We start from the raw sequence: 19231 nt of genomic DNA, 5'->3' as shown, positions 1-19231 counted from the left end.
TCTCCTTTAAGCCGCAAGATTATCGAGCATTTTTTGAGTGACAAGGACGATGCCACCTTCAGAGCGATAGAAATGTTGGGCATCCCATTGTGGATCTTCACCAATCACCAATTTGTTGGGTAACACACAGCCACTATCGACAATGCAGCGTTGTAAGCGGCAGGCATATCCAATAGAGACATCGGGGAGGATCACGCAGGCATCGAGTTGGCTGTGAGCATTCACGCGGACATTTTGGAAAATCACGGAGTTAGCAATTTTGGCGTCTTCAACGATAGAACCAGCATTAATTAATGTGTTGGTAATTTGGGGAGATTGCAGCGATTCACCTTGAATAAACCGAGCTGGTGCCAATGGGGAGTGACCCGTCCGAATCGACCAATGGGGATCATACATATCCAGTGCGGGTTTCGCTGAGACTAAATCAATATTGGCGTTCCAATAGGCATCAATGGTGCCCACATCTCGCCAGTAAGGGGATGCGCCCATATTAAAATTAGAATAGACGCAGGAGCGGCTAAACGGGTGCGCCCAAGCCTTGCCTTGCTGTACTGCCTTAGGGATTAAATTCTTGCCAAAATCATGTTGTGTATTCTGTTGTTGCTGCTCTTCTGCGAGTAATTGATAAAGGTATTGGGCATCAAAAACGTAAACGCCCATGCTGGCTAATGCGGAATAAGGTTTCCCGGGCATCGATGGAGGAAATTGAGGTTTTTCAATAAAATTAATGATTTGTTCGTCATCGTTAATGTCCATAATGCCAAATTCAGATGCTTGGCTACAGGGTACTTCAATACAGGCCACCGTACATTGGCTCCCTTTTTCTACATGGTCTAGCAACATGCGGGAATAATCCATTTTGTAGATATGATCCCCAGCTAACACAATGATGTATTTGGCTTGATATTGGCTAATAACATCGAGATTTTGAAAGATGGCATCGGCAGTACCCTGATACCAATCTTCGGCATCCTGTTTCTGTTGAGCAGGGAAAATTTCAATAAATTCATTGGTTTTCCCGTTTAGAAATGACCAACTGTGCTGAATATGTTGGATTAAGTGATGGGAATAGTATTGGGTCAGTATCCCGACGCGATAAATACCTGAATTAATGCAGTTAGATAAAGTGAAATCGATAATTCGAAATTTCCCGCCAAAGTGGAGTGAAGGTTTTGGCTGCTTCTGAGTCAGGGCTTTGAGACGAGAACCTTTACCACCTGCCAAAATAAGCGCAACTGTATTGCTCGGAAGTTCTTTGGATAATAGCTGCCTCGAAATGGGATTTGGGTAGGTGTAAAAAGGCATTTTTTCTGACATATCAATTCCTTAATGAGCATTTGGCGAAAAATGGTGGCGCTGCATGACCACGAAAGTTTTTGGAGGAATAGAACCAATTAAGTGGCAAGAAAAAGGTGGGACAGGGTGCCAATCCCCCTCGGGAAGCGTGAGCGAATGGGCTTGCTCAGTGAAATTAATCAGTAATAGCCATTGACCAGAAAGTAACACTTGGATGGGGCATGATTGATGCCACTGTTCAAGGGTTATGGAAGAGCCTTGGGCATTTAGCCACTCAACGGTTTTATGGGGGGGCAGTGAATGCCACCATTGCCCCGACGTCAGTGCAGGGATTTGTTGGCGCAAAGCGGTAAGTTGTGCCGTAAATTCCATAAGAGCACTATCCGCTTCCAGCCAGTTAAGCCAGCTTATCGGGTTATCTTGGCAATAAGCGTTATTATTTCCTTGTTGGCTATGCCCTAGCTCATCCCCTGCGCGCAGCATCGGTGTGCCTAATGAGAGTAAAAGTAAGCTTAGTAAATGGCGCTGACTCTGTTGGCGTTCCGATATTATTTTTTCAGGGGCGTTTAACCCTTCGAAACCATGATTATGGCTGTTGTTACCGTCGCTACCATCTTGGTTATTTTCACCGTTGGCATGGTTATGTTTGTGATTAAAACTGACCAAATCTCTCAGCGTAAAGCCATCGTGTGCGGTGATGTGGTTAATTGAAACAAAACAAGGGGAATGACTCGGTGAAAAGCGGGTTTGTGAAAAGTCATCCCGCGAACCGGCTAAGCGGCTTGCCAAGGTACCGATAGGAATATCACGATATAAAACAGCACGGCGGCAATCATTGCGAAATTGGTCATTCCATTCGGCAAAAGGCGGTGGAAATAGCCCTAATTGGTAACCGTTGTTGGCGAGATCCCAAGGCTCAGCGATCAGCTTTCGTTGCCCAAGAATCGAGTCTTGGGTGATAGCTTTAAGCAGTGGAGTCTGAGAATTAAATTTCGGCGTTCTTCCTAATATTGTGGCTAAATCAAAGCGAAAGCCATCAACATGGCATTCAATCGCCCAAAAATGCAGGCAGTCGAGCACCCATTGGCTTACTGCTGAGTGAGACAATTTCAGCGTATTGCCGCAGCCTGTCCAATCCGCATATTCGCCATTGTCGTTTAACCAATAATAGGTGGGGTTATCTAATCCCCGAAACGATAAGCAAGGTCCTGAGCAGTCTAATTCGGCAGTGTGGTTAAACACAATATCAAGGATAACCTCAATGCCGGCACGATGTAAGGCTTTGACCATATTGCGAAATTCACTCAACGGCGTAGAGCCTGCTTGCCCAGACCAATATTGAGGCTCAATCGCAAACGGTGCCAGCGTGTTATAGCCCCAATAATTAGTGAGATTTTTAGCCTGCAATCGCGGCTCATCCAGATGAAATTGCACAGGGAGCAACTCCAGTGCCGTCACGCCAAGTCGCGTTAAATGCTGGGTTATGCAAGGGTGTGCGATAGCAGCATAGCTTCCCCGTAAAGCGGGTGGAATTTCAGGATGTTGCTTGGTAAGTCCGCGAACATGAGCTTCATAAATCACGGTTTTTGACCATGGAGTATGAAGAGGGGTATCTCCTTGCCAGTCATAAGGTTCATGGCTGACGACCGAATAAGGATGCTGTTTACCAGTGAGTTCGCGGCTGTAAGGGTCAATCAGTAAGTGAGTTTCATCAAAATATAATCCTGCTTTTGGTTCCCATTTCCCTCTAGCTCGATAACCATAATGTAGACCCGCTTTTGCGCCCATTAAATAACCATGCCAAATATGGTTATCTCCCCGATAAAGCGGGTAACGAATTTCAGCACCGAGTGAGTCCAGCACGCACAGGTCAATGTGTTCGGCACGCTCGCTGTAAATAGCAAAATTGACGCCGTGTTCGTCCATGTGGCTACCAAGTGGGTGAGCATGACCTTGCCGAAAATTAAAATGTGTCATTCGGTCGCTCCCGTTTCAAATACAGGGTAGCCAAAGGGGGAAGCGTAATATTTAGGGAGTGATTTTTACCGTGAGCCGCTATTTGCTGGGTGGATATTGCGCTCTGATTACCCACATTACTGCCGCGATAATAGTGAGAATCGGTATTGATGATTTCTTGATAGCAGCCCGATTGGTGAACGCCAATGCGGTAGTTTTCGCGGGGAACAGGGGTGAAGTTGGATACCACTAGAATTTCATGGTTATGGGTATCTCGACGCACAAAGGCGAATACTGAGTTTTGGTGATCATCAACCACCAACCATTCAAAGCCTTGTGGGGAATAATCGAGTTGGTACAGCGGGGGCTGCTGCTGATAACAATGATTTAAATCGCGTACAAGGCGCTGTACACCCGTGTGCCAGCCATCATATTCAGGATTCAGTAAATGCCAATCTAGCTCTGTGTCGTGATCCCATTCTCGCCCTTGGGCGAATTCTCCCCCCATAAACAATAATTTTTTACCGGGATGTCCCCACATGAATCCATAGTAAGCCCGTAAATTGGCGAATTTTTGCCATGTATCGCCGGACATTTTACTCAGAAGTGACCCTTTGCCATGCACCACCTCATCATGAGAAAGGGGTAAAACGAAGTGCTCGCTGTGGGCGTAAAACATGCCGAAGGTCATTTGTTGGTGATGATATTGGCGGTAAATCGGGTCAAGGGACATATAGCGCAGAGTGTCGTGCATCCAGCCTAAATCCCATTTGAAATCAAAACCTAAACCGTGATTTTCAACAGAGCCTGTGACATTGGGAAAGGCGGTTGATTCTTCGGCTATCATTAACGCATGGGGACAATTCTGTTGAACAATTTGGTTGGTATAACGCAGAAAATCGAGGGCTTCTAGGTTCTCTTTGCCTCCCCATTTGTTGGGTACCCATTCCCCTTCTTCGCGGCTGTAATCGCGGTAAATCATTGAGCTGACCGCATCGACACGTAACCCATCGATACCAAAGCGTTCTAGCCAATATAGGGCATTACCTGCCAAAAAGTTTGCCACTTCATAGCGGCTGTAGTTATAAATCAAGGTATGCCAGTTTTGATGGATGCCTTCGCGCGGATCCGCATATTCATACAGTGCGGTACCATCAAATTGGATTAACCCATATTCATCATTAGGAAAATGGGCGGGTACCCAATCTAGGATCACTTTGAGGTGATACTGGTGGGCGGTTTGAATCAAGTAGAGAAAATCCTCAACGCCACCAAAACGGTAGGTTGGGGAATAGAGCCCAATAGGTTGGTAGCCCCAAGAACCATCAAACGGGTGTTCGCTGATAGGGAGCAATTCCAGATGGGTAAACCCCATTTCTGCCACATAAGGAATAAGCTGTTCAGCCAGTTGTCGGTAGCTGAGCCAGCCATTATTGTGTGGATGACGGCGCCAAGAGCCTAAATGCACTTCGTAGATTGAGATTGGCGCAGAAAGTGGCGAATTTGCGTTGGCAGAGGGGGGCGGAGTTTGGTTGTCTGGCAAGGCCGTTATCACTGATTCCACATGAGGAAATAGCACGCTTTTGAGTGCGTAAGGGTCAGCTTTGACCCGCATATAACCTCGGCTATCTTGTAATTCATATTTATACGCTTGCCCGATTTTTGCCTCAGGAATAAACCGCTCCCAAATGCCCACTTCATGGCGTAATGTCATTGGGTGAATGCGCCCATCCCATTGATTAAATTCACCGACGACAGAAACCTGTTGGGCATTGGGTGCCCATAAAGAAAAAGTCACCCCATCAACACCGTCGAAGTTGACGGGGTGGGCACCAAGACATTCGTAGGGACGTAGATGGGTGCCTTCTGCCAGTAGCCAACCATCTATGTCTCGAATGAGAGTGCCAAAGCCATCAGTGCGCTTTTTAATTGCTTGGGTTTCTGCGGAGGATATTTCAGCAGAACGACGCCCTGAAGTTATTTGAGAAATAACTTCGCGATTTTTATTTGGCAAATAAATAACCTCAAGAAAAGTGAAATGAGCAATTTAAACTTTACTTAAATTATTTAATTTGTATTTGATAGGCTTCACATATTTATCTTCAAAATCTATTAAATTCGTTATTTAACAATGTGTTAGTTTGTTTTTGAATAGTATTATTAAGTTATCAATTAATAATACTTAACGTAATTAAATGCGTAATGTAATCAATATCACCCGATTATTATTGATATCGAAATATCGGGTGATTATTTATCTTTAATTACGCTTATTTAGAGTGATTAATTGAGTTATTCACTTTTCTCTACTTCAAAAATTATTGATTGATAAGGATGTAGGGCAATTTGCTGCTTGTCGTTATGGATATTGTCGTCATGGGTATTTGCGATATTGCTTAAATGTATTTGGCGATAATGTTGGTTAATAGTTTGCGGTTTATCACTGAAATTACAGTAAATATCGATGGCGCGTGAACCTAATGTTCGCCGATAAGCAATAACAGGTTCAGGGGCGCTAATTTCTGAGAATTCGCCTTTAACCAAGATATCGCTAATTGGAGAATGGCGGCGCAGGGTAATCAATTGTTGGTAAAACGCGAAAAGTGAATCGGGTTGCTGCTGTTGGGTGGCGGCATTAACTTCTCGGTAGTTAGGATTAACTTTCAACCATGGCGTTCCTGTTGTAAATCCGCCATGGCGTTGGCTATTCCATTGAAATGGCGTTCGCGCATTGTCGCGGCTACGCTGGGTAAAATAGTTCATCATGGTGGTGTGAGAGTACCCGTGATTTTGACCCCATTGGTAGAGTTTAAAAAGATGCAAATCGTGATGTTCGTCGAGCGTCATTGGGCAGTTCGTCATGCCAATTTCTTGCCCTTGATAAATAAACGGCGTACCGCGCTGAGTCAATAAAAACATTGCCAACATTTTTTCGGCGACAGGGGAGATGGCGCCTTTCGGTAAGAATTTGTTCAGTGAGCGCGGTTGGTCATGATTTTCTAAATAAGGTGCGCTCCAACCCACTTGCTGGGTCGTGAGTTGGCTTTTTAGAAAAACAGGCTTCAAACGTTCGCCTGTGATTGGATCAATGGCGAACGGGGGCTGTTTGGTAATGTCGAGATCCGCAATACTGAAATCAAACACCATGGAAAATGTCCCATCTTCCCCGATATAGTCAGCAAGATCTTGCGGTGGAACATCGATTTCAGCCACCGTCATTGAGTTCGCAGGATGGAAGGTTTGGCTGGCGAGCTCTTTTAAAAATTCATGGATGCCTGGTTGGTTAACCACCCAAGGAACTAAAGACGCGGTGCCATCTTCCCGATCGGGAGGGAATTGGTAAGGCGAGAGGGCTTCAGGGGATTTTTTAATATTGCCGATAGCATCAATGCGGAATCCTGCAACGCCTTTGGCTATCCAACGATTGATCATTTGGATAATTTCTTGGCGTAATTGTGGGTTTTCCCAATTAAGATCCGGTTGCTCGGGTCCGAAAGAGTTGAAGTACCAGCGAGTGCTATCTGGAACCTGAGTCCACACCGGGCAATCAAAGTAGGTACGTAAATTGTTCGGTGGAGTGGGTTTATCCCATTCAATAAATTGGTAATAGTCAGCATAAGGGCTATTGGGATCAGCAAGGGCAGCTTCGAACCAAGGGTGCTGGTTTGAGCTGTGGTTAAGCACTAAGTCCAGTAGGATTTTAATACCACGCTGTGAAGCTTGGCTGATCAATATATCAAGATCGTCGTTGCTACCAAAAACTGGATCGACCCTGTCATAGTTGGCGATGTCATAGCCATTATCTTTCATCGGCGATTCAAAAATTGGACATAGCCAAATCACGTTTACACCCAAAGATTGAATGTAGTCTAGCTTGGCGGTAATACCAGCGAGATCGCCAATACCGTCGCCATTATGGTCATAGAAGCTTTTGGGGTAGATTTGGTATACCACCGCAGATTTCCACCAGGCTTGAGCCATCTATTTTCTCCTTAATCAAAATCAGATATCAGTAAGTTGCTTTAAATATAGGCAATGTGTGTTTTTGTGCGATGTATCATTATTTTGCGAAATGCAAATGCAAACTAATATCATTAGCGCTATGTTTCATGTAAGATAACCGCCATCTTCGGGTCATGAATGACGTGACTAACGATAATCACATTGAAAGGTGGAGGAATTTAGATGTTCGCAAAATCATTAGTTTCAGGGTTTGCCTTATTATCCGTTGTTGCGTTAGCGGGTTGTGATGACGCTAAGCAAACACAAACAGCAGCGCCAACGACCGAGCAGCCAGCAACAGAAAAAGCAGATGAAAAACAAACGATTGTCGTTGAACATGCTCAAGGCAAAACTGAAATTCCTAGCCATCCACAACGTGCGTTTGTGATGAACATGGAAACCTTAGACATCATCGATGCGCTGGGTATTCCGGTGATTGGTGTTCCACAAACTAACGCCCATTTTCCGCAGTTTTTAGAGAAATATAGCACCTCAGAATATGTTAATGGCGGGAGCTTATTTGAGCCGGCTTATGAAACTATTAGCAGTGCAAAACCGGATGTGATTTTAGGTGGTAGCCGTGCTCGCGATGCTTATGACAAATTAAGCGGTATCGCACCAACGATTTCTCTAGACATTGATAACAAACGTTTCATTGATAGCCTGATGGAGCGTACGGCGCTGTTAGGTTCTTTATTTGGTAAAGAAGAACAAGCGAATAAACTCGTTTCTGACTTCAAAAACAAAATTAATGATATTAAAGGCAAAACCCCTGATGCGGGCAAAGCGATGGTGATCTTAGTGAGCGGCGGTAAAATTTCTGCTTACGGTCCAGGTTCTCGTTTTGGCTTTATCTTCGATGTATTAGGTTTCGAACCTGCTTATGTCTTCACGGAAGATACTGGTCGTCACGGTAATATCGTAAACTCAGAGCTGTTATTAAAACTGAATCCAGACTGGTTATTTGTTATCGACCGTGATGGCGCGATTGGTGCGAAAGATGCACAACCTGCGGCAGACGTGTTAGACAATGCTTTGGTCAGAAAAACCTCTGCATGGGAAAAAGGCCAAGTGGCTTATTTAGATTCTTCAGCGGTTTATATCGCTGGTGGTATCCAAACTTATTCCCAATTAATGGATGATGTAAACAAAGCTTTAGAGAAGAAAAAAACGAATTAATCAATGAAAACGCTTTATCTCTCTTTTGGTATTCTCGCGTTATTGGTATTAGCGGTATTAAGCTTGTTTATTGGAGCGGGTGACGTGTCACCCGTTTCGCTTTTCACCGACCCCGAGATGCAAGATATCTTTTTCGTGAGCCGTATCCCTCGCACCGCCGCCCTGATCCTTGCAGGAAGCGCCATGAGCGTCGCGGGGCTGATTATGCAGCTACTCACCCAAAACCGTTTTATCGAACCTTCCCTTGCGGGTACCACGCAATCTGCCAGCCTTGGCTTACTGTTCGTGATGATCCTGTATCCAACGGCTTCTATCATGACCAAAATGGTGGTGGCGAGCGGATTTGCACTGCTAGGTACAGCGCTATTTATGCTGATTTTACGCCGGATCATTTTGAAGTCCGCTCTGATAGTGCCGTTAGTCGGTATCATGCTAGGGGCCGTAATCAGTGCGCTTACCATTTTTACCGCCTACTATTTCGACCTGCTTCAATCACTCGGTGCTTGGATGAGCGGCGATTTCTCTAGCATTTTACAAGGTCGCTATGAGCTACTTTGGCTGGTGGGCGGCTTAACACTGGCAGCCTGTTTAATTGCTGATAGCTTTACAGTGGCAGGGATGGGGCGTGAGTTTTCTGTTAACGTCGGCTTGAATTACCAGAAAGTGATGACCATAGGGTTATCTATCATCGCCTTAATCAGCGGTGTGGTGGTGGTCGTTGTCGGCGCACTGCCGTTCTTAGGATTGATTGTCCCGAATCTGATTAGCTTGATGATGGGGGACAATATTCGTAAAACTATCCCGTGGATCTGTTTAGCGGGCGGCGGCTTAGTGCTGCTGTGTGACATTATTGGTCGCTTAATTCGTTATCCGTTTGAAATTCCTGCGAGTGTCATTTTAGGTGTCGTAGGCGCGGTTATTTTCCTTTATCTCTTGTTAAAGCATCAGCGTTATGGAAAAAGTTAATTCATTAAGTTTGCCAGTGAAAAGAACGTTTACGCCAATCCAGCGCATCGGTTTGTTGGCTGCGCTGTCAGTGCTGTCTATAATTTTGTATATGACCATTAATTTGGGCAGTAATCTCGCGTACATTCTGCCTCATCGTGGTTATATCGTGCTGACGATGATCATTGTGGCATTTGGGTCTGGGGTATCGACGGTTCTGTTTCAAACTATCGCCAATAACAAAATTCTGACGCCATCCATTATGGGGTTAGAGGCATTGTTCATCCTGCTGCAAACTATCTTTGTGTTTTATACCGATAGTTTTCCCGTATCATGGTTGTTGAATATTGGTAAGTTTTTGCTGGAATCCTCCCTGCTGGTGATTTTCTCTGTATTGTTGTACCGCTGGCTGTTTATCTCCGTCAAAATGAATATCAACTTAGTGTTGATGGTGGGAATTATCCTCGGAACACTGTTTCGCAGTGTGGCGACTTTGCTGCAACGCTTGATGGATCCGAATGAGTTTTCCATTTTGCAAAGCCGGATGTTCGCGACTTTCACTAAAGGAACGCCGGAGCTGATTCTATTCACGTTGGTGATCACCGTGATTGTAGGCGTTTTGCTTTGGCGTATGCGCTACTGTTTCGACGTGCTAGCACTGGGACAAGCCAATGCGGTGAACTTAGGGATTAACTACCGTCAGCAAGTCACCGTAATCTTATTACTGATTTCTGTCCTAGTGGCAATTTCCACAGCGCTGGTGGGGCCGCTCACGTTCCTCGGCTTGATGGTAGCTAACTTGGCTTACTACATCGCAGGAAGCAGCCAGCATCGCTATTTATTGCCAGTTTCTTTCCTACTCGGTGTGATTGCATTAGTGGGCGGACAGTTGGTTCTTGAATATGGATTGAATAAAGCGGGTACCTTATCTGTGGTACTCGAGTTTGTCGGTGGAATATTCTTTATTTATATGGTGTTAAGAAGGTTTTAGTATGATTGAAATTCATCAGGTATCGAAAAGTTATCAAGATACTAAGGTCTTAGATAACGTTACAGCCAATATTAAAAATAGCGGTGTCACTTCAATCATCGGTCCAAATGGTGCAGGGAAATCAACGCTGTTGTCGATTATTGGCCGGCTATTATCGGCGGATCACGGTTATGTCAAAGTGAATAACTTGGATGTCTCGACTACACCAAGCGACCAGCTCGCAACCTGCTTATCGGTACTTCGCCAAGAAAACCAATTTGCTAGCCGTTTAACGGTGGAAGAGCTGGTTGGTTTCGGGCGCTATCCTTATACCAAAGGGCGCTTAACACTGGATGATAAACAGAAAATCGACGAGTCCTTGGCATTTTTGAACTTAACTGAGTTTCGCCATCGTTATCTTGATGAGCTTTCGGGCGGTCAGCGTCAGCGTGCGTATGTGGCGATGGTGTTATGCCAAGATACCGAATATGTGCTGTTGGATGAGCCACTGAATAACTTGGATATGAAGCACGCGGTGATCATGATGAAATTACTGCGCCGTGCGGCGGATGAGCTAGGCAAAACCATCATTCTGGTTATCCACGATATTAATTTTGCTTCTGTGTATTCAGACTATATTGTGGCGCTGCGAAATGGGCGTTTGTCTTATCATGGCGAGCCTCAAGAGATCATGAAATCCGAGATTTTAGAGGAAATTTTCGATACGCCGCTGGAAGTCAAAGAACTGGATGGACAACGGATCGCGCTGTATTACTGATTTTATCCGCTCCAATAGATGATATTGGAGCGGTGTGTTATTGCGGTGGGATAGTAATATCTTCGTCGCTGTCGAGCTCATCCAGTGGCTGAAGGATCTCAAGGCGTTTGATGCCATCAGCATTCACCACTAAACGCGCTAATTCATTGTAGGCTTTCTTATTCATGATGACGCGGCGGCATAGATAAATATGGTAAACCTTTTCACCGATAATTACGGGTTCATCATCATTAACCATCAACTCTTCATAGCTAATATCGAGATATTTCAAAAAGTCTGAAATATTAACCCGCGTAATATCCACAATAGACGATTGAGTCTGCATAAAGGCCGCAGAATTGCTGTGCAAGGTGACATCCTTGCGGTAATACAGAATATCTTCCACGCGCTGCACATTGACCAAATTCACCCAGTGGGATTTTTGGCGCATTTCATGAATATCAGGGGATAGGGTACTTTCTTTCAGAAAGCGGAATGACTCCTTACAAACCCCAACGGGCTCTTTTACTCCTTCCCGATAAATACGCAATTGACGATCAGGGATCCAGCGTTGAAATAACCGATATAGCTGTTCTCGCCCAATTTCTTTTAAGCGATCTTTAAAGATATAACCAATCACCATCGCTAAGAATAAATTAGCGCTGAGCGCACCGTATTTACCTTGCCACATAAAGGCAATAAATGTAGCGAAAACCATCGAAATTGCGGCTGCAATACCATAAATAGAGTGTAAAAGTAGCGGGAGACCTCGTTTGTGGCGGATCTCTAAGTAGAGGTAGCGGTTAATATATTTTTTCAGTAAATTGCGGCGGTAGGTGACCATTTCCGCGTCGTTTTCATCGTGTGGAAAGCTATCTGGTGCTAGCTTTTTCAAGTAACGCATTTCTTGATACCACAGATGGCGAATTTCATCGCGTAGAGGAAGTTGTTTGTCTTTTAATAAATCTTGTAAGTAAAACAAGGTGTAATGGGACATAAACTCATCGCAATAGGCGAAAGCGTTGGATTTAATGACCTTTTCAATTGGTGCTGCATAGGCGCTGAGTTCTCGATAGCGTTTGAGCCCATGCTCAATGTCTGCCAACACCCCCGTTATATACTCTTCAGTTTGCCGTTGTGAGTTTTGAGCGACCATCTTTAGGGTTAACCGCACGCTGCGCTTAAAGGTGAGTGCAAAGCGTTTTAGATGGTTTTCATATTCATCTAATGTTGGCGGTAATTCAGGATCTAACCGTTCCAACCAGCTTTTCAATTCATCGACTAACCCACCTACAGCGGGAATAGAAGAGAGCTGCACCGTAGGGGCTCGCAGCCGGATATAGTTTTTTAAGCTGCGCTGAAGATTTGAAGGGGTGTAGAGATCGGGGTTAACTTGCATCGATGCCGGAAGAAAAAAGAAGGTTTCAACTTGGTAGCGGATCTCTTTTGATTTTCGAGGGAAAAAGACTTGCTGTTTGATTTCAAACTGCTTTTTACCGTGGATTTTCAGAGATTCTTTAATCATGGTCTTCCTACCGGTGTTTCAGTGTATTCAAATATGGAGTGAATACGATGCAAGTATTTATCAAGGAAGAACAATAGTAATGTGGATGGCAATAAAAGAGAAGGGAGACAAAGAGAAGGAAAACAAAAACGGCCGCTAATGTTTACTTCCAAGCCAAAGCGGAAATAAATAGTCGGCCGTTTTAAGCATTCGTTGTCAGTTAAAAATTATTTTTTAGCTGCTGGGCGAACTGCGGTTACTTCAATTTCCACTCTCCAAGCTGGGTTAGCCAGTTTAGCGACTTGGAAGGTAGAACGAGCTGGCAGATTGGTCACTTTTTCAGTTTCATAGAACTTGTTGTAGCCAGCCATGAAGCCAGCGAAGTCCATAGTTCCTTTAGTTTCATCACCACCAACTAAGAAAACTTGCATTTTAACAACGTCATTCATAGTCAGACCCATTTCACCCAGAGTCGCTTGAATTTGTTTCAGAACGTTGATTGTTTGTACTTCAGTGTTACCGTAAGACTCTAAAACGCCTTCTGGAGCATCTTTAGAGATTTTAGAAGGAACTTTCCCGCTCAGGAAGATGAGGCTGTTGTTCGCGCTGATTTCTACTGATTCAGCGATTGGGAAACCTTTAACTGGAACACGTTTCACATCGTCTGCTGCGTTTGCAGTTGCTACACCTAAAACTAAAGGTAAGGAAAGCAGTAAAGTTTTGTAGCGCATAATAACTCCTTTATATATGAAAGTAGGAACCTATTAAGACCGTGAGGGGCTCGATAGGTTCCATCTAATTGTGTTTCGTTTTAATTAGTTAAAACGAGACAGTTTATAAGGCGTTGGATCGATAAATGTCTTCTCGTCCATTAACAATTCAGCAGTTAATCGACCCGCCGCCGGGCTTTCAGTCATACCCCAACCAGTCGCGGTATTGATAACCAGGCCTGGGTATTGTTCAACTTTAGAAATGATTGGAATCTCGTCATCAGTTGGAGAAACGGTGCCGCCCCAACGTTCAACAACTTTAGATTCTTTAAATACTGGGAATTCTTTTCTTAGACGCTCAAGAACGCCATCTAAGTGGTCGTTGTTTGGCGTGTTAGTTGCTGTACGGAACTCTTCGAATGGAGTCTTCTCGTCTAAGTTCCAAGAAGTTGCCATAGTGAATGAGTTGAACAGGTCTTTACCGATAGAGAATTCTAATGGTAATTCACCGCCGCCTAATACGTGCAGGAAGCGAGGTCCTAACAGGAAGCTGTCTTTCACGATAGAGCTGGTGAAGATACGTGGTGCAACCGCGTAAGTACCGTCTGCTTGTTCACGGAAGTGGATACCGTTTGGCAGGTGGACGTTACCTTTTGGTGCGCCTGGAACGCCAGTAATACGCTGTTGAGACAGGTAAACGTTCAGAGTAGGGACATCAACACCTAAGTTACCCATGAACAGACGTGACCAGATACCACCAGTCAGAACGACTTGAGAGGTTTTGATTGCACCTTTTTCAGTGACAACATCAGAAATTTTACCGCCTGCGGTTTCTAAGCCACGAACTGCGCAATTCAGGTAGATTGGAATACCAATTGATTTTGCGTAGTTAGCCATTGCTGGGGTAACAGTTTCCGGGTCAAGGCTACCAGAATCTTCTTCAAAACCACCAATTTTCCATGGAGATTGAGCACCAACCAGACGATTAGCCAGTTCTTGACCTTCGATCATACGGGTTCTCAGCGGGGTATCGAAACCTGGGTTTTCAGACGCAGATTTGATCCACGCTCTTGCAACTTCCAGATCTTCTTCGCTTGAAGGAACTTCAACACGACCTTGAACACGGTAGCTGGTATCAGCACCGATTTTTTCGTTCATGCCGAGCCATTGAATTTTTCCGTAGTGGTGTAATGGGAAAATAGCTGGGGAGGTTTTATAGCTGATGATCTGGCTGTATGCGCGACCAGATTGCTCGCCGCCAACAACGCCTTTTTCACAGATAACAACGTTTAAGCCGCGCTCTTTCAGGTTAATCGCAGTCATGATGCCTTGCAGACCAGCACCGATAACAACCGCATCAGCAGATGCTGGTAATTTACCTTCGGTACCCGCGACTGCAGGTACGCGTGATGGCGTAGATTCAAAACGACCTTCTCTGCGGATCATAGGGACAACAGCTGCGCCCCCAGCAATAACACCAGCAGCACCAACCCCTAATAATAGTTTTCTTCTCGAGATTTTCATCTATAACCTCAATAACAATCTTGTTTTTTATATAGTAAATAATTTCAAATTGAGATGATGATCTTATCATATATTTTGAAATTGTTAAGTATCGAAAGTATTTGTTAATAAAATTGAGTGAAAAGTTTGAGTGGGTTATTTGATCTGGTCAGTGTTGTTGGGGGTTTGTCGCAATTTGGATTATTTTATCAATAGCAGAAATAGACAATTTTAATTGTGAATGTCAGTAAAAGTGTACAGGTGTAAATATCTAAATTTCAGATAAGTTAAATATTTCAGTGCCCAAATTAAGGAAGTGCCAAATAATTAATATCAGTTGATTATGCTGAATTTAGATTAAGTTTGATTTCGTTTTTATCGTAAAAAATAAAAGTTAAGTTAAATTTTTTAGCTATTTTATAATCACCTGATGGATTTGCATACAATTAATTTACGTTTAGTTGCACCGTATATTTACTGATAGTGTTATAGATGATTCTTTTTTGTTCTATACGCATTTTTATTTATATCAGTATGAAAAATATGATTTTTTATTTTTACTGTGATTTTCTTGGCATAATAGGTTAATTATTTATTTGATAATTTTTTTTGCTTCCAATCCTTAATCTAAATAAATCCCACATCATTCTTGAGAGTATTCGGTTGTTAATTATCCATGTATAAATGTAATTATTAACACTACTAAGTGTAATGATTTTATTTATGCTGATTTTTTGCATTTTCATTTTTCATATAAAGAGCGAATGTATTTTTTTATTTTGATGATAATTTGCTCATATTAATTAGTTGGGAAAAATTTTATTTATTTTAGAATTTAACATTTGATTGGTTTTTAAGCTAAAAAATTTGGTTAATAAAATGTTAAAAAATAAATATTTAAAGTCTGGTTATTAGATAAATATATCTAAAATGAGAGGGATAATTGGTGAGGGGGATAGGTTATGCCTCCCTTTTAATGAACGTTAAGGGAGGCAATTATGGTTAGCAACTCAACGCATCTGCTACCGCTTTAAAGCGGACGAACTTATCCCGTAGCTGCTGATGAGCTATAAGGTTAGGTTGATACGCGGTGATTTTCGGTGTGCTTGATGCAATCGCGGTATCAAACCCTGAATAATATCCAGAGCCGACTGCGGCACACAGTGCGGCGGCTTGGCAGCCTGACTGCTGAACATCCACCACTTCAAGAGGCAAATTACTGGCATCACAGAACATTTGCATCCATAACGCCGAATTGGTTGGACCGCCAGTAAAGCGAATAGCCTGAGTGCAGTCATCAATGCCAACAATACGGTCTTGATGCAGCAAATGAGAAAACACAATTCCCTGATAAATGGCGTAGGCAATATCCCCTTCAGTATGATGGGAGCTTAACCCAAGTAGCCCGCCATGCAAGTTACTGTGGTAGTTAGAACCATATAACCAAGGGAAAAATAGAATATCGTTTTGCCGTGTGGCTCCTTCTGCAACGCAAGCATTGAGTACTTTGTAATCTTGCAAGCGTTGGTCGAAAAAGTGTCGTGTGAACCAAGCGAGGTTACTGGCTGAGGTTGGACTTCCTTCATGAACAAAATAGGTGCCTGGAATACAGTATTTTCCCCACACATAAGGGTAATCGGCAGGCATGATTTTATCAAAAACACGCGTGGAGATAGTCCAGGTTCCAGCGACGGCACTGAGCTTATCTTTCTGGCTGACACCTGATGACAGCGCGGCTCCCACCACATCGAAGAACCCACCAAATACTGGCGTTCCTTCTTTAAGACCACACTCTTTTGCGGCATGAGTCGTGACGCAGCCCGCTGACTGTGCGGAGTTAATCACGGGGGCGAGTTTGTCGTTAGCCTCTTCAATACCAAACAATTCACAGAGTTTAGGATCGTAACTGGAGGTTGTTGGGTTATAGAGTTGGCTGCCTGAAATATTGGTTTCTTCGCAAGTGAGCTGGTCAGTTAATCGATAACGAATATAGTCGTGAACCATTAAAACATAACGACCATCGCGATAGCTGTCTGGCTCATATTGTTTTAACCAATTTAGCAGGGCAACGGGGTGTGATGCCCAAAGTTGCTGCAAGCTTAGGGGATATGCTTGCTCTGCGGTGCCATTTTGGTGCCATTGATCGACAATCGCTTGTGCGCGGGAATCCGAAGAAACAATGCCGTTTCTGACGGGTTTTCCGTGTTTATCCAGTAAATATAGCCCTTTGCCGTGGGAGGAAAAGCTGACGCCTGCGATTTGTGATGCAGACAACTGGCTTTTGGCGATAGCTTCACGGATAACGCCGCAGGTGACTTGCCACAGGGTTTCCATATTACGCTCACTAAACCCAGCTTGTGGACTTTCAGTGGGAAAAGGGTGCTCAGCAACCACCAGTTCTTGCCCTTCAGGGCTGTAGATCCCAGCTTTGATCACGGTGCCTCCAAGGTCGACACCCATGAAAAATGTGCTCATTGTTAGCTCCTTAGTTTTCCCAGCCCGCTTGCTGCATTTTTTCTTCAATCCAATGGCGCGCTTTGATGATCTCAATCAGCGGTTCATCGGCTTTTTCCGTCCACATTTCAATTAAGAAGGTGCCACGATAATTGAGCTGCTTAAGCTGTTTGAACAGTGCCACAAAATCCACGCACCCTTCGCCGAATGGCACATCACGGAATTGACCTTTGCAACTGTCTGTTACGGCGTAGGTATCTTTCAGATGCAGAGCAACAATATTTTCAATGCCTTTGGTTAACTCGGCAGCCACATCACTACCCCAAGCGGTTAAGTTACCGACATCAGGATAGACTTGGAACCACGGTGAGCGAATTTTATCGGCAAGCGCTTGCCATTTCGTGATCGAATTCATAAATGGCGTATCCATGATTTCGACGGCGCACATCACCTGAGAAGCTGCGGCAATTTCAGCGACCCATTTCATGCCTTCTTCAAAGCGCGCAATGGTGCCTTCATCTTGCTCTTCGTAATACACATCGTAGCCAGCCAACTGAATGGTACGGATACCCAGATCTTGAGCCAATTTAATGGCTTTTGTCATTAATTCACGGGCTTTTTGACGGGTATCTGCATCATGGCTACCAAATGGAAAACGACGGTGACCCGATAGACACATCGTAGGGATGCGTACCTGGGTTTTTTGGATGGCAGCTACTAACTCTAAGCGTTGTTCCAAACTCCAATCTAGACGGGCTAAACGCTCGTCCGTTTCATCAACCGACATCTCGACAAAATCAAATCCTGCCGCTTTTGCGATAGCTAATTTTTCGCTCCAGCTACTGTGCTTTGGAAGGGCTTTTTCATAGATACCAATCGGATTTTTTCGTGAAATAGTCATCTTTATTCCCTGTAAGTTAATTTTGTACGGATGCTTTATTGAGGCGTTGATTGCGTGTCATTGCACGCTTAGCGCTCCATTTTTCTTTAAAGAATTTGAAGGCGAGAGCGAGGATCAACGTAATGCCCCAAACCGCGAGATTGAAGTGCAGGCTGACGCCCAACAGGCTAAGACCAGTTGCAATGACTTGCAGAACGAGCAATGCGCAGAAGACGCGGCTGACTTTACCGACGCCGCCAAATGGGTTTGTGCCTCCCAATACGATGGCTAAAATGGTCAGCAGTAAGTAAGAATCCCCGTATCCCATGCGGGCTGAGTTAAAGCGCGCCATCATGATCAGCCCTGCCAACACACACAGCAGGCTTGAAATGGTGTAAATCGCGATCATAACTCGGTCGGTACGCACGCCGCTAAACCACGTAGCATTGATGTTGCTGCCGCTCATATAGATATTTTTACCAAGGCGGGTGCGACCTAAAAACAGAGCCAAAATAATCGCGGTCACAATGAAAATAATCATGGCGATCGGCATACCGAAAACGGTGTCAGAGCCAATGGCGCGAACCACTGGCGGCATCCCACTGAGTGCGGCACCTTTGGTAAGGTAAACACCAATACCGCTGATAATAGTCATGGAACCAAGTGTGACCAAAATAGGATGAGCGCCAATATGGGAAATCATTAGCCCTGTTAAGCAGCCAATAATAACGGCGATAAAGGTGGCACCGATTAATGCAAAGACCAACCACATTAGCTGCGTGCCCGTTCCTGCATCAACAGGCAGGTAATTGATAAATACCCAAGCCATAAACAAGCCAGTCAAGTTAGCGGTGCTGATAATGGCGAGGTTTAACCCGCCACTCAACATCGGAACAAACATGGCGAAGGTCAGAAGACCCAGCTCTGGCAACTGAAAGGTAATACTTAAAAAGGTATTCTGGGTAAAAAAGTGCCCTGGCATGGCGATACTGAAAGCCGCAATAGCGACCAAAAAGATTGAAAGCAGTCCGATAACAGAGCCATCAATTTTAAAAAAATCTTGTTTTTTCATGGT

13 protein-coding genes and 1 pseudogene are annotated in these 19231 nt (G+C 44.2%); 4 read left to right on the top strand and 10 right to left on the bottom strand.

Annotation, left to right across the window (positions count from 1 at the left end):
* Positions 1-6: 6 nt before the first annotated feature.
* The 4 genes and pseudogenes from glgC to M5X66_RS15830 form a co-directional block, all read right to left on the bottom strand.
* Positions 7-1317 carry a glucose-1-phosphate adenylyltransferase gene (gene glgC, locus M5X66_RS15845; RefSeq protein WP_154637223.1) on the bottom strand — a complete coding sequence of 437 codons (1311 nt, stop codon included), beginning with the start codon at positions 1315-1317 and terminating at the stop codon, positions 7-9.
* Positions 1318-1326: 9 nt separating this feature from the next.
* Entirely contained in the window at positions 1327-3273 is a 1947-nt protein-coding gene (gene glgX, locus M5X66_RS15840) for a glycogen debranching protein GlgX (RefSeq protein ID WP_270103722.1), read from the bottom strand.
* A pseudogene (gene glgB / locus M5X66_RS15835) lies at positions 3260-5164 on the bottom strand (1,4-alpha-glucan branching protein GlgB); the annotation flags it as partial. The pseudogene glgB and the gene glgX, both read right to left, overlap by 14 nt.
* 380 nt (positions 5165-5544) lie before the next feature.
* Positions 5545-7233: an alpha-glucosidase gene (locus tag M5X66_RS15830; protein WP_270103721.1), complete on the bottom strand. Its 1689-nt coding sequence runs from the start codon at positions 7231-7233 to the stop codon at positions 5545-5547.
* Positions 7234-7437: 204 nt separating this feature from the next.
* Between M5X66_RS15830 and M5X66_RS15825 the strand changes: the two genes are divergently transcribed.
* The 4 genes from M5X66_RS15825 to M5X66_RS15810 are packed head-to-tail and all read left to right on the top strand — an operon-like array spanning position 7438 to position 11126.
* Complete coding sequence (locus M5X66_RS15825; RefSeq protein WP_270103720.1) at positions 7438-8433, top strand: siderophore ABC transporter substrate-binding protein; 996 nt, start codon at positions 7438-7440, stop codon at positions 8431-8433.
* 3 nt (positions 8434-8436) lie between these two features.
* Complete coding sequence (locus M5X66_RS15820) at positions 8437-9399, top strand: ABC transporter permease (RefSeq protein WP_036949213.1); 963 nt, start codon at positions 8437-8439, stop codon at positions 9397-9399.
* Entirely contained in the window at positions 9386-10369 is a 984-nt protein-coding gene (locus tag M5X66_RS15815) for an iron chelate uptake ABC transporter family permease subunit (RefSeq protein ID WP_270103719.1), read from the top strand. The genes M5X66_RS15820 and M5X66_RS15815 overlap by 14 nt, the downstream gene beginning before the upstream one ends.
* A gap of 1 nt (position 10370) precedes the next feature.
* The gene (locus M5X66_RS15810) at positions 10371-11126 is read left to right on the top strand and encodes an iron ABC transporter ATP-binding protein (RefSeq protein ID WP_036949215.1); all 756 of its coding nucleotides are present in this window, start codon (positions 10371-10373) and stop codon (positions 11124-11126) included.
* A gap of 37 nt (positions 11127-11163) precedes the next feature.
* Here the strand turns inward: M5X66_RS15810 and M5X66_RS15805 are convergent, their stop codons facing one another.
* From M5X66_RS15805 to M5X66_RS15780, 6 genes are all read right to left on the bottom strand, one after another.
* Positions 11164-12630: a hypothetical protein gene (locus M5X66_RS15805; RefSeq protein WP_036949216.1), complete on the bottom strand. Its 1467-nt coding sequence runs from the start codon at positions 12628-12630 to the stop codon at positions 11164-11166.
* 206 nt (positions 12631-12836) lie between these two features.
* Positions 12837-13340, bottom strand: a complete 504-nt coding sequence (locus tag M5X66_RS15800; RefSeq protein WP_036949217.1) for a RidA family protein — start codon at positions 13338-13340, stop codon at positions 12837-12839.
* Between the two features lie 84 nt (positions 13341-13424).
* Positions 13425-14843, bottom strand: coding sequence for an NAD(P)/FAD-dependent oxidoreductase (locus M5X66_RS15795; RefSeq protein ID WP_036949218.1), 1419 nt, complete (start codon positions 14841-14843; stop codon positions 13425-13427).
* A 981-nt stretch (positions 14844-15824) separates the two neighbouring features.
* Entirely contained in the window at positions 15825-17297 is a 1473-nt protein-coding gene (locus M5X66_RS15790; protein WP_036949220.1) for an FGGY-family carbohydrate kinase, read from the bottom strand.
* A gap of 10 nt (positions 17298-17307) precedes the next feature.
* Complete coding sequence (locus M5X66_RS15785; RefSeq protein WP_108479520.1) at positions 17308-18177, bottom strand: L-ribulose-5-phosphate 3-epimerase; 870 nt, start codon at positions 18175-18177, stop codon at positions 17308-17310.
* Positions 18178-18193: 16 nt separating this feature from the next.
* Positions 18194-19228, bottom strand: a complete 1035-nt coding sequence (locus M5X66_RS15780) for an ABC transporter permease (protein ID WP_270103718.1) — start codon at positions 19226-19228, stop codon at positions 18194-18196.
* Positions 19229-19231: the final 3 nt, after the last annotated feature.

This window comes from Providencia sp. PROV188 (genome assembly GCF_027595165.1).
In the GTDB taxonomy this organism is placed as follows: Bacteria; Pseudomonadota; Gammaproteobacteria; order Enterobacterales; family Enterobacteriaceae; genus Providencia; species Providencia lanzhouensis.
The sequence above is the reverse complement of the archived record's forward strand: the minus strand, read 5'-3'. Positions and strand labels throughout refer to the sequence as shown.

Coding starts and splice junctions, on each gene's coding strand:
- M5X66_RS15830 (WP_270103721.1), bottom strand. CDS start 7,233: ATGGCTCAAGCCTGGTGGAAATCTGCGGTGGTATACCAAATCTACCCC.
- M5X66_RS15790 (WP_036949220.1), bottom strand. CDS start 17,297: ATGAGCACATTTTTCATGGGTGTCGACCTTGGAGGCACCGTGATCAAA.
- M5X66_RS15820 (WP_036949213.1), top strand. CDS start 8,437: ATGAAAACGCTTTATCTCTCTTTTGGTATTCTCGCGTTATTGGTATTA.
- glgX (WP_270103722.1), bottom strand. CDS start 3,273: ATGACACATTTTAATTTTCGGCAAGGTCATGCTCACCCACTTGGTAGC.
- M5X66_RS15795 (WP_036949218.1), bottom strand. CDS start 14,843: ATGAAAATCTCGAGAAGAAAACTATTATTAGGGGTTGGTGCTGCTGGT.
- M5X66_RS15810 (WP_036949215.1), top strand. CDS start 10,371: ATGATTGAAATTCATCAGGTATCGAAAAGTTATCAAGATACTAAGGTC.
- glgC (WP_154637223.1), bottom strand. CDS start 1,317: ATGTCAGAAAAAATGCCTTTTTACACCTACCCAAATCCCATTTCGAGG.
- M5X66_RS15780 (WP_270103718.1), bottom strand. CDS start 19,228: ATGAAAAAACAAGATTTTTTTAAAATTGATGGCTCTGTTATCGGACTG.
- M5X66_RS15785 (WP_108479520.1), bottom strand. CDS start 18,177: ATGACTATTTCACGAAAAAATCCGATTGGTATCTATGAAAAAGCCCTT.
- M5X66_RS15805 (WP_036949216.1), bottom strand. CDS start 12,630: ATGATTAAAGAATCTCTGAAAATCCACGGTAAAAAGCAGTTTGAAATC.
- M5X66_RS15815 (WP_270103719.1), top strand. CDS start 9,386: ATGGAAAAAGTTAATTCATTAAGTTTGCCAGTGAAAAGAACGTTTACG.
- M5X66_RS15800 (WP_036949217.1), bottom strand. CDS start 13,340: ATGCGCTACAAAACTTTACTGCTTTCCTTACCTTTAGTTTTAGGTGTA.
- M5X66_RS15825 (WP_270103720.1), top strand. CDS start 7,438: ATGTTCGCAAAATCATTAGTTTCAGGGTTTGCCTTATTATCCGTTGTT.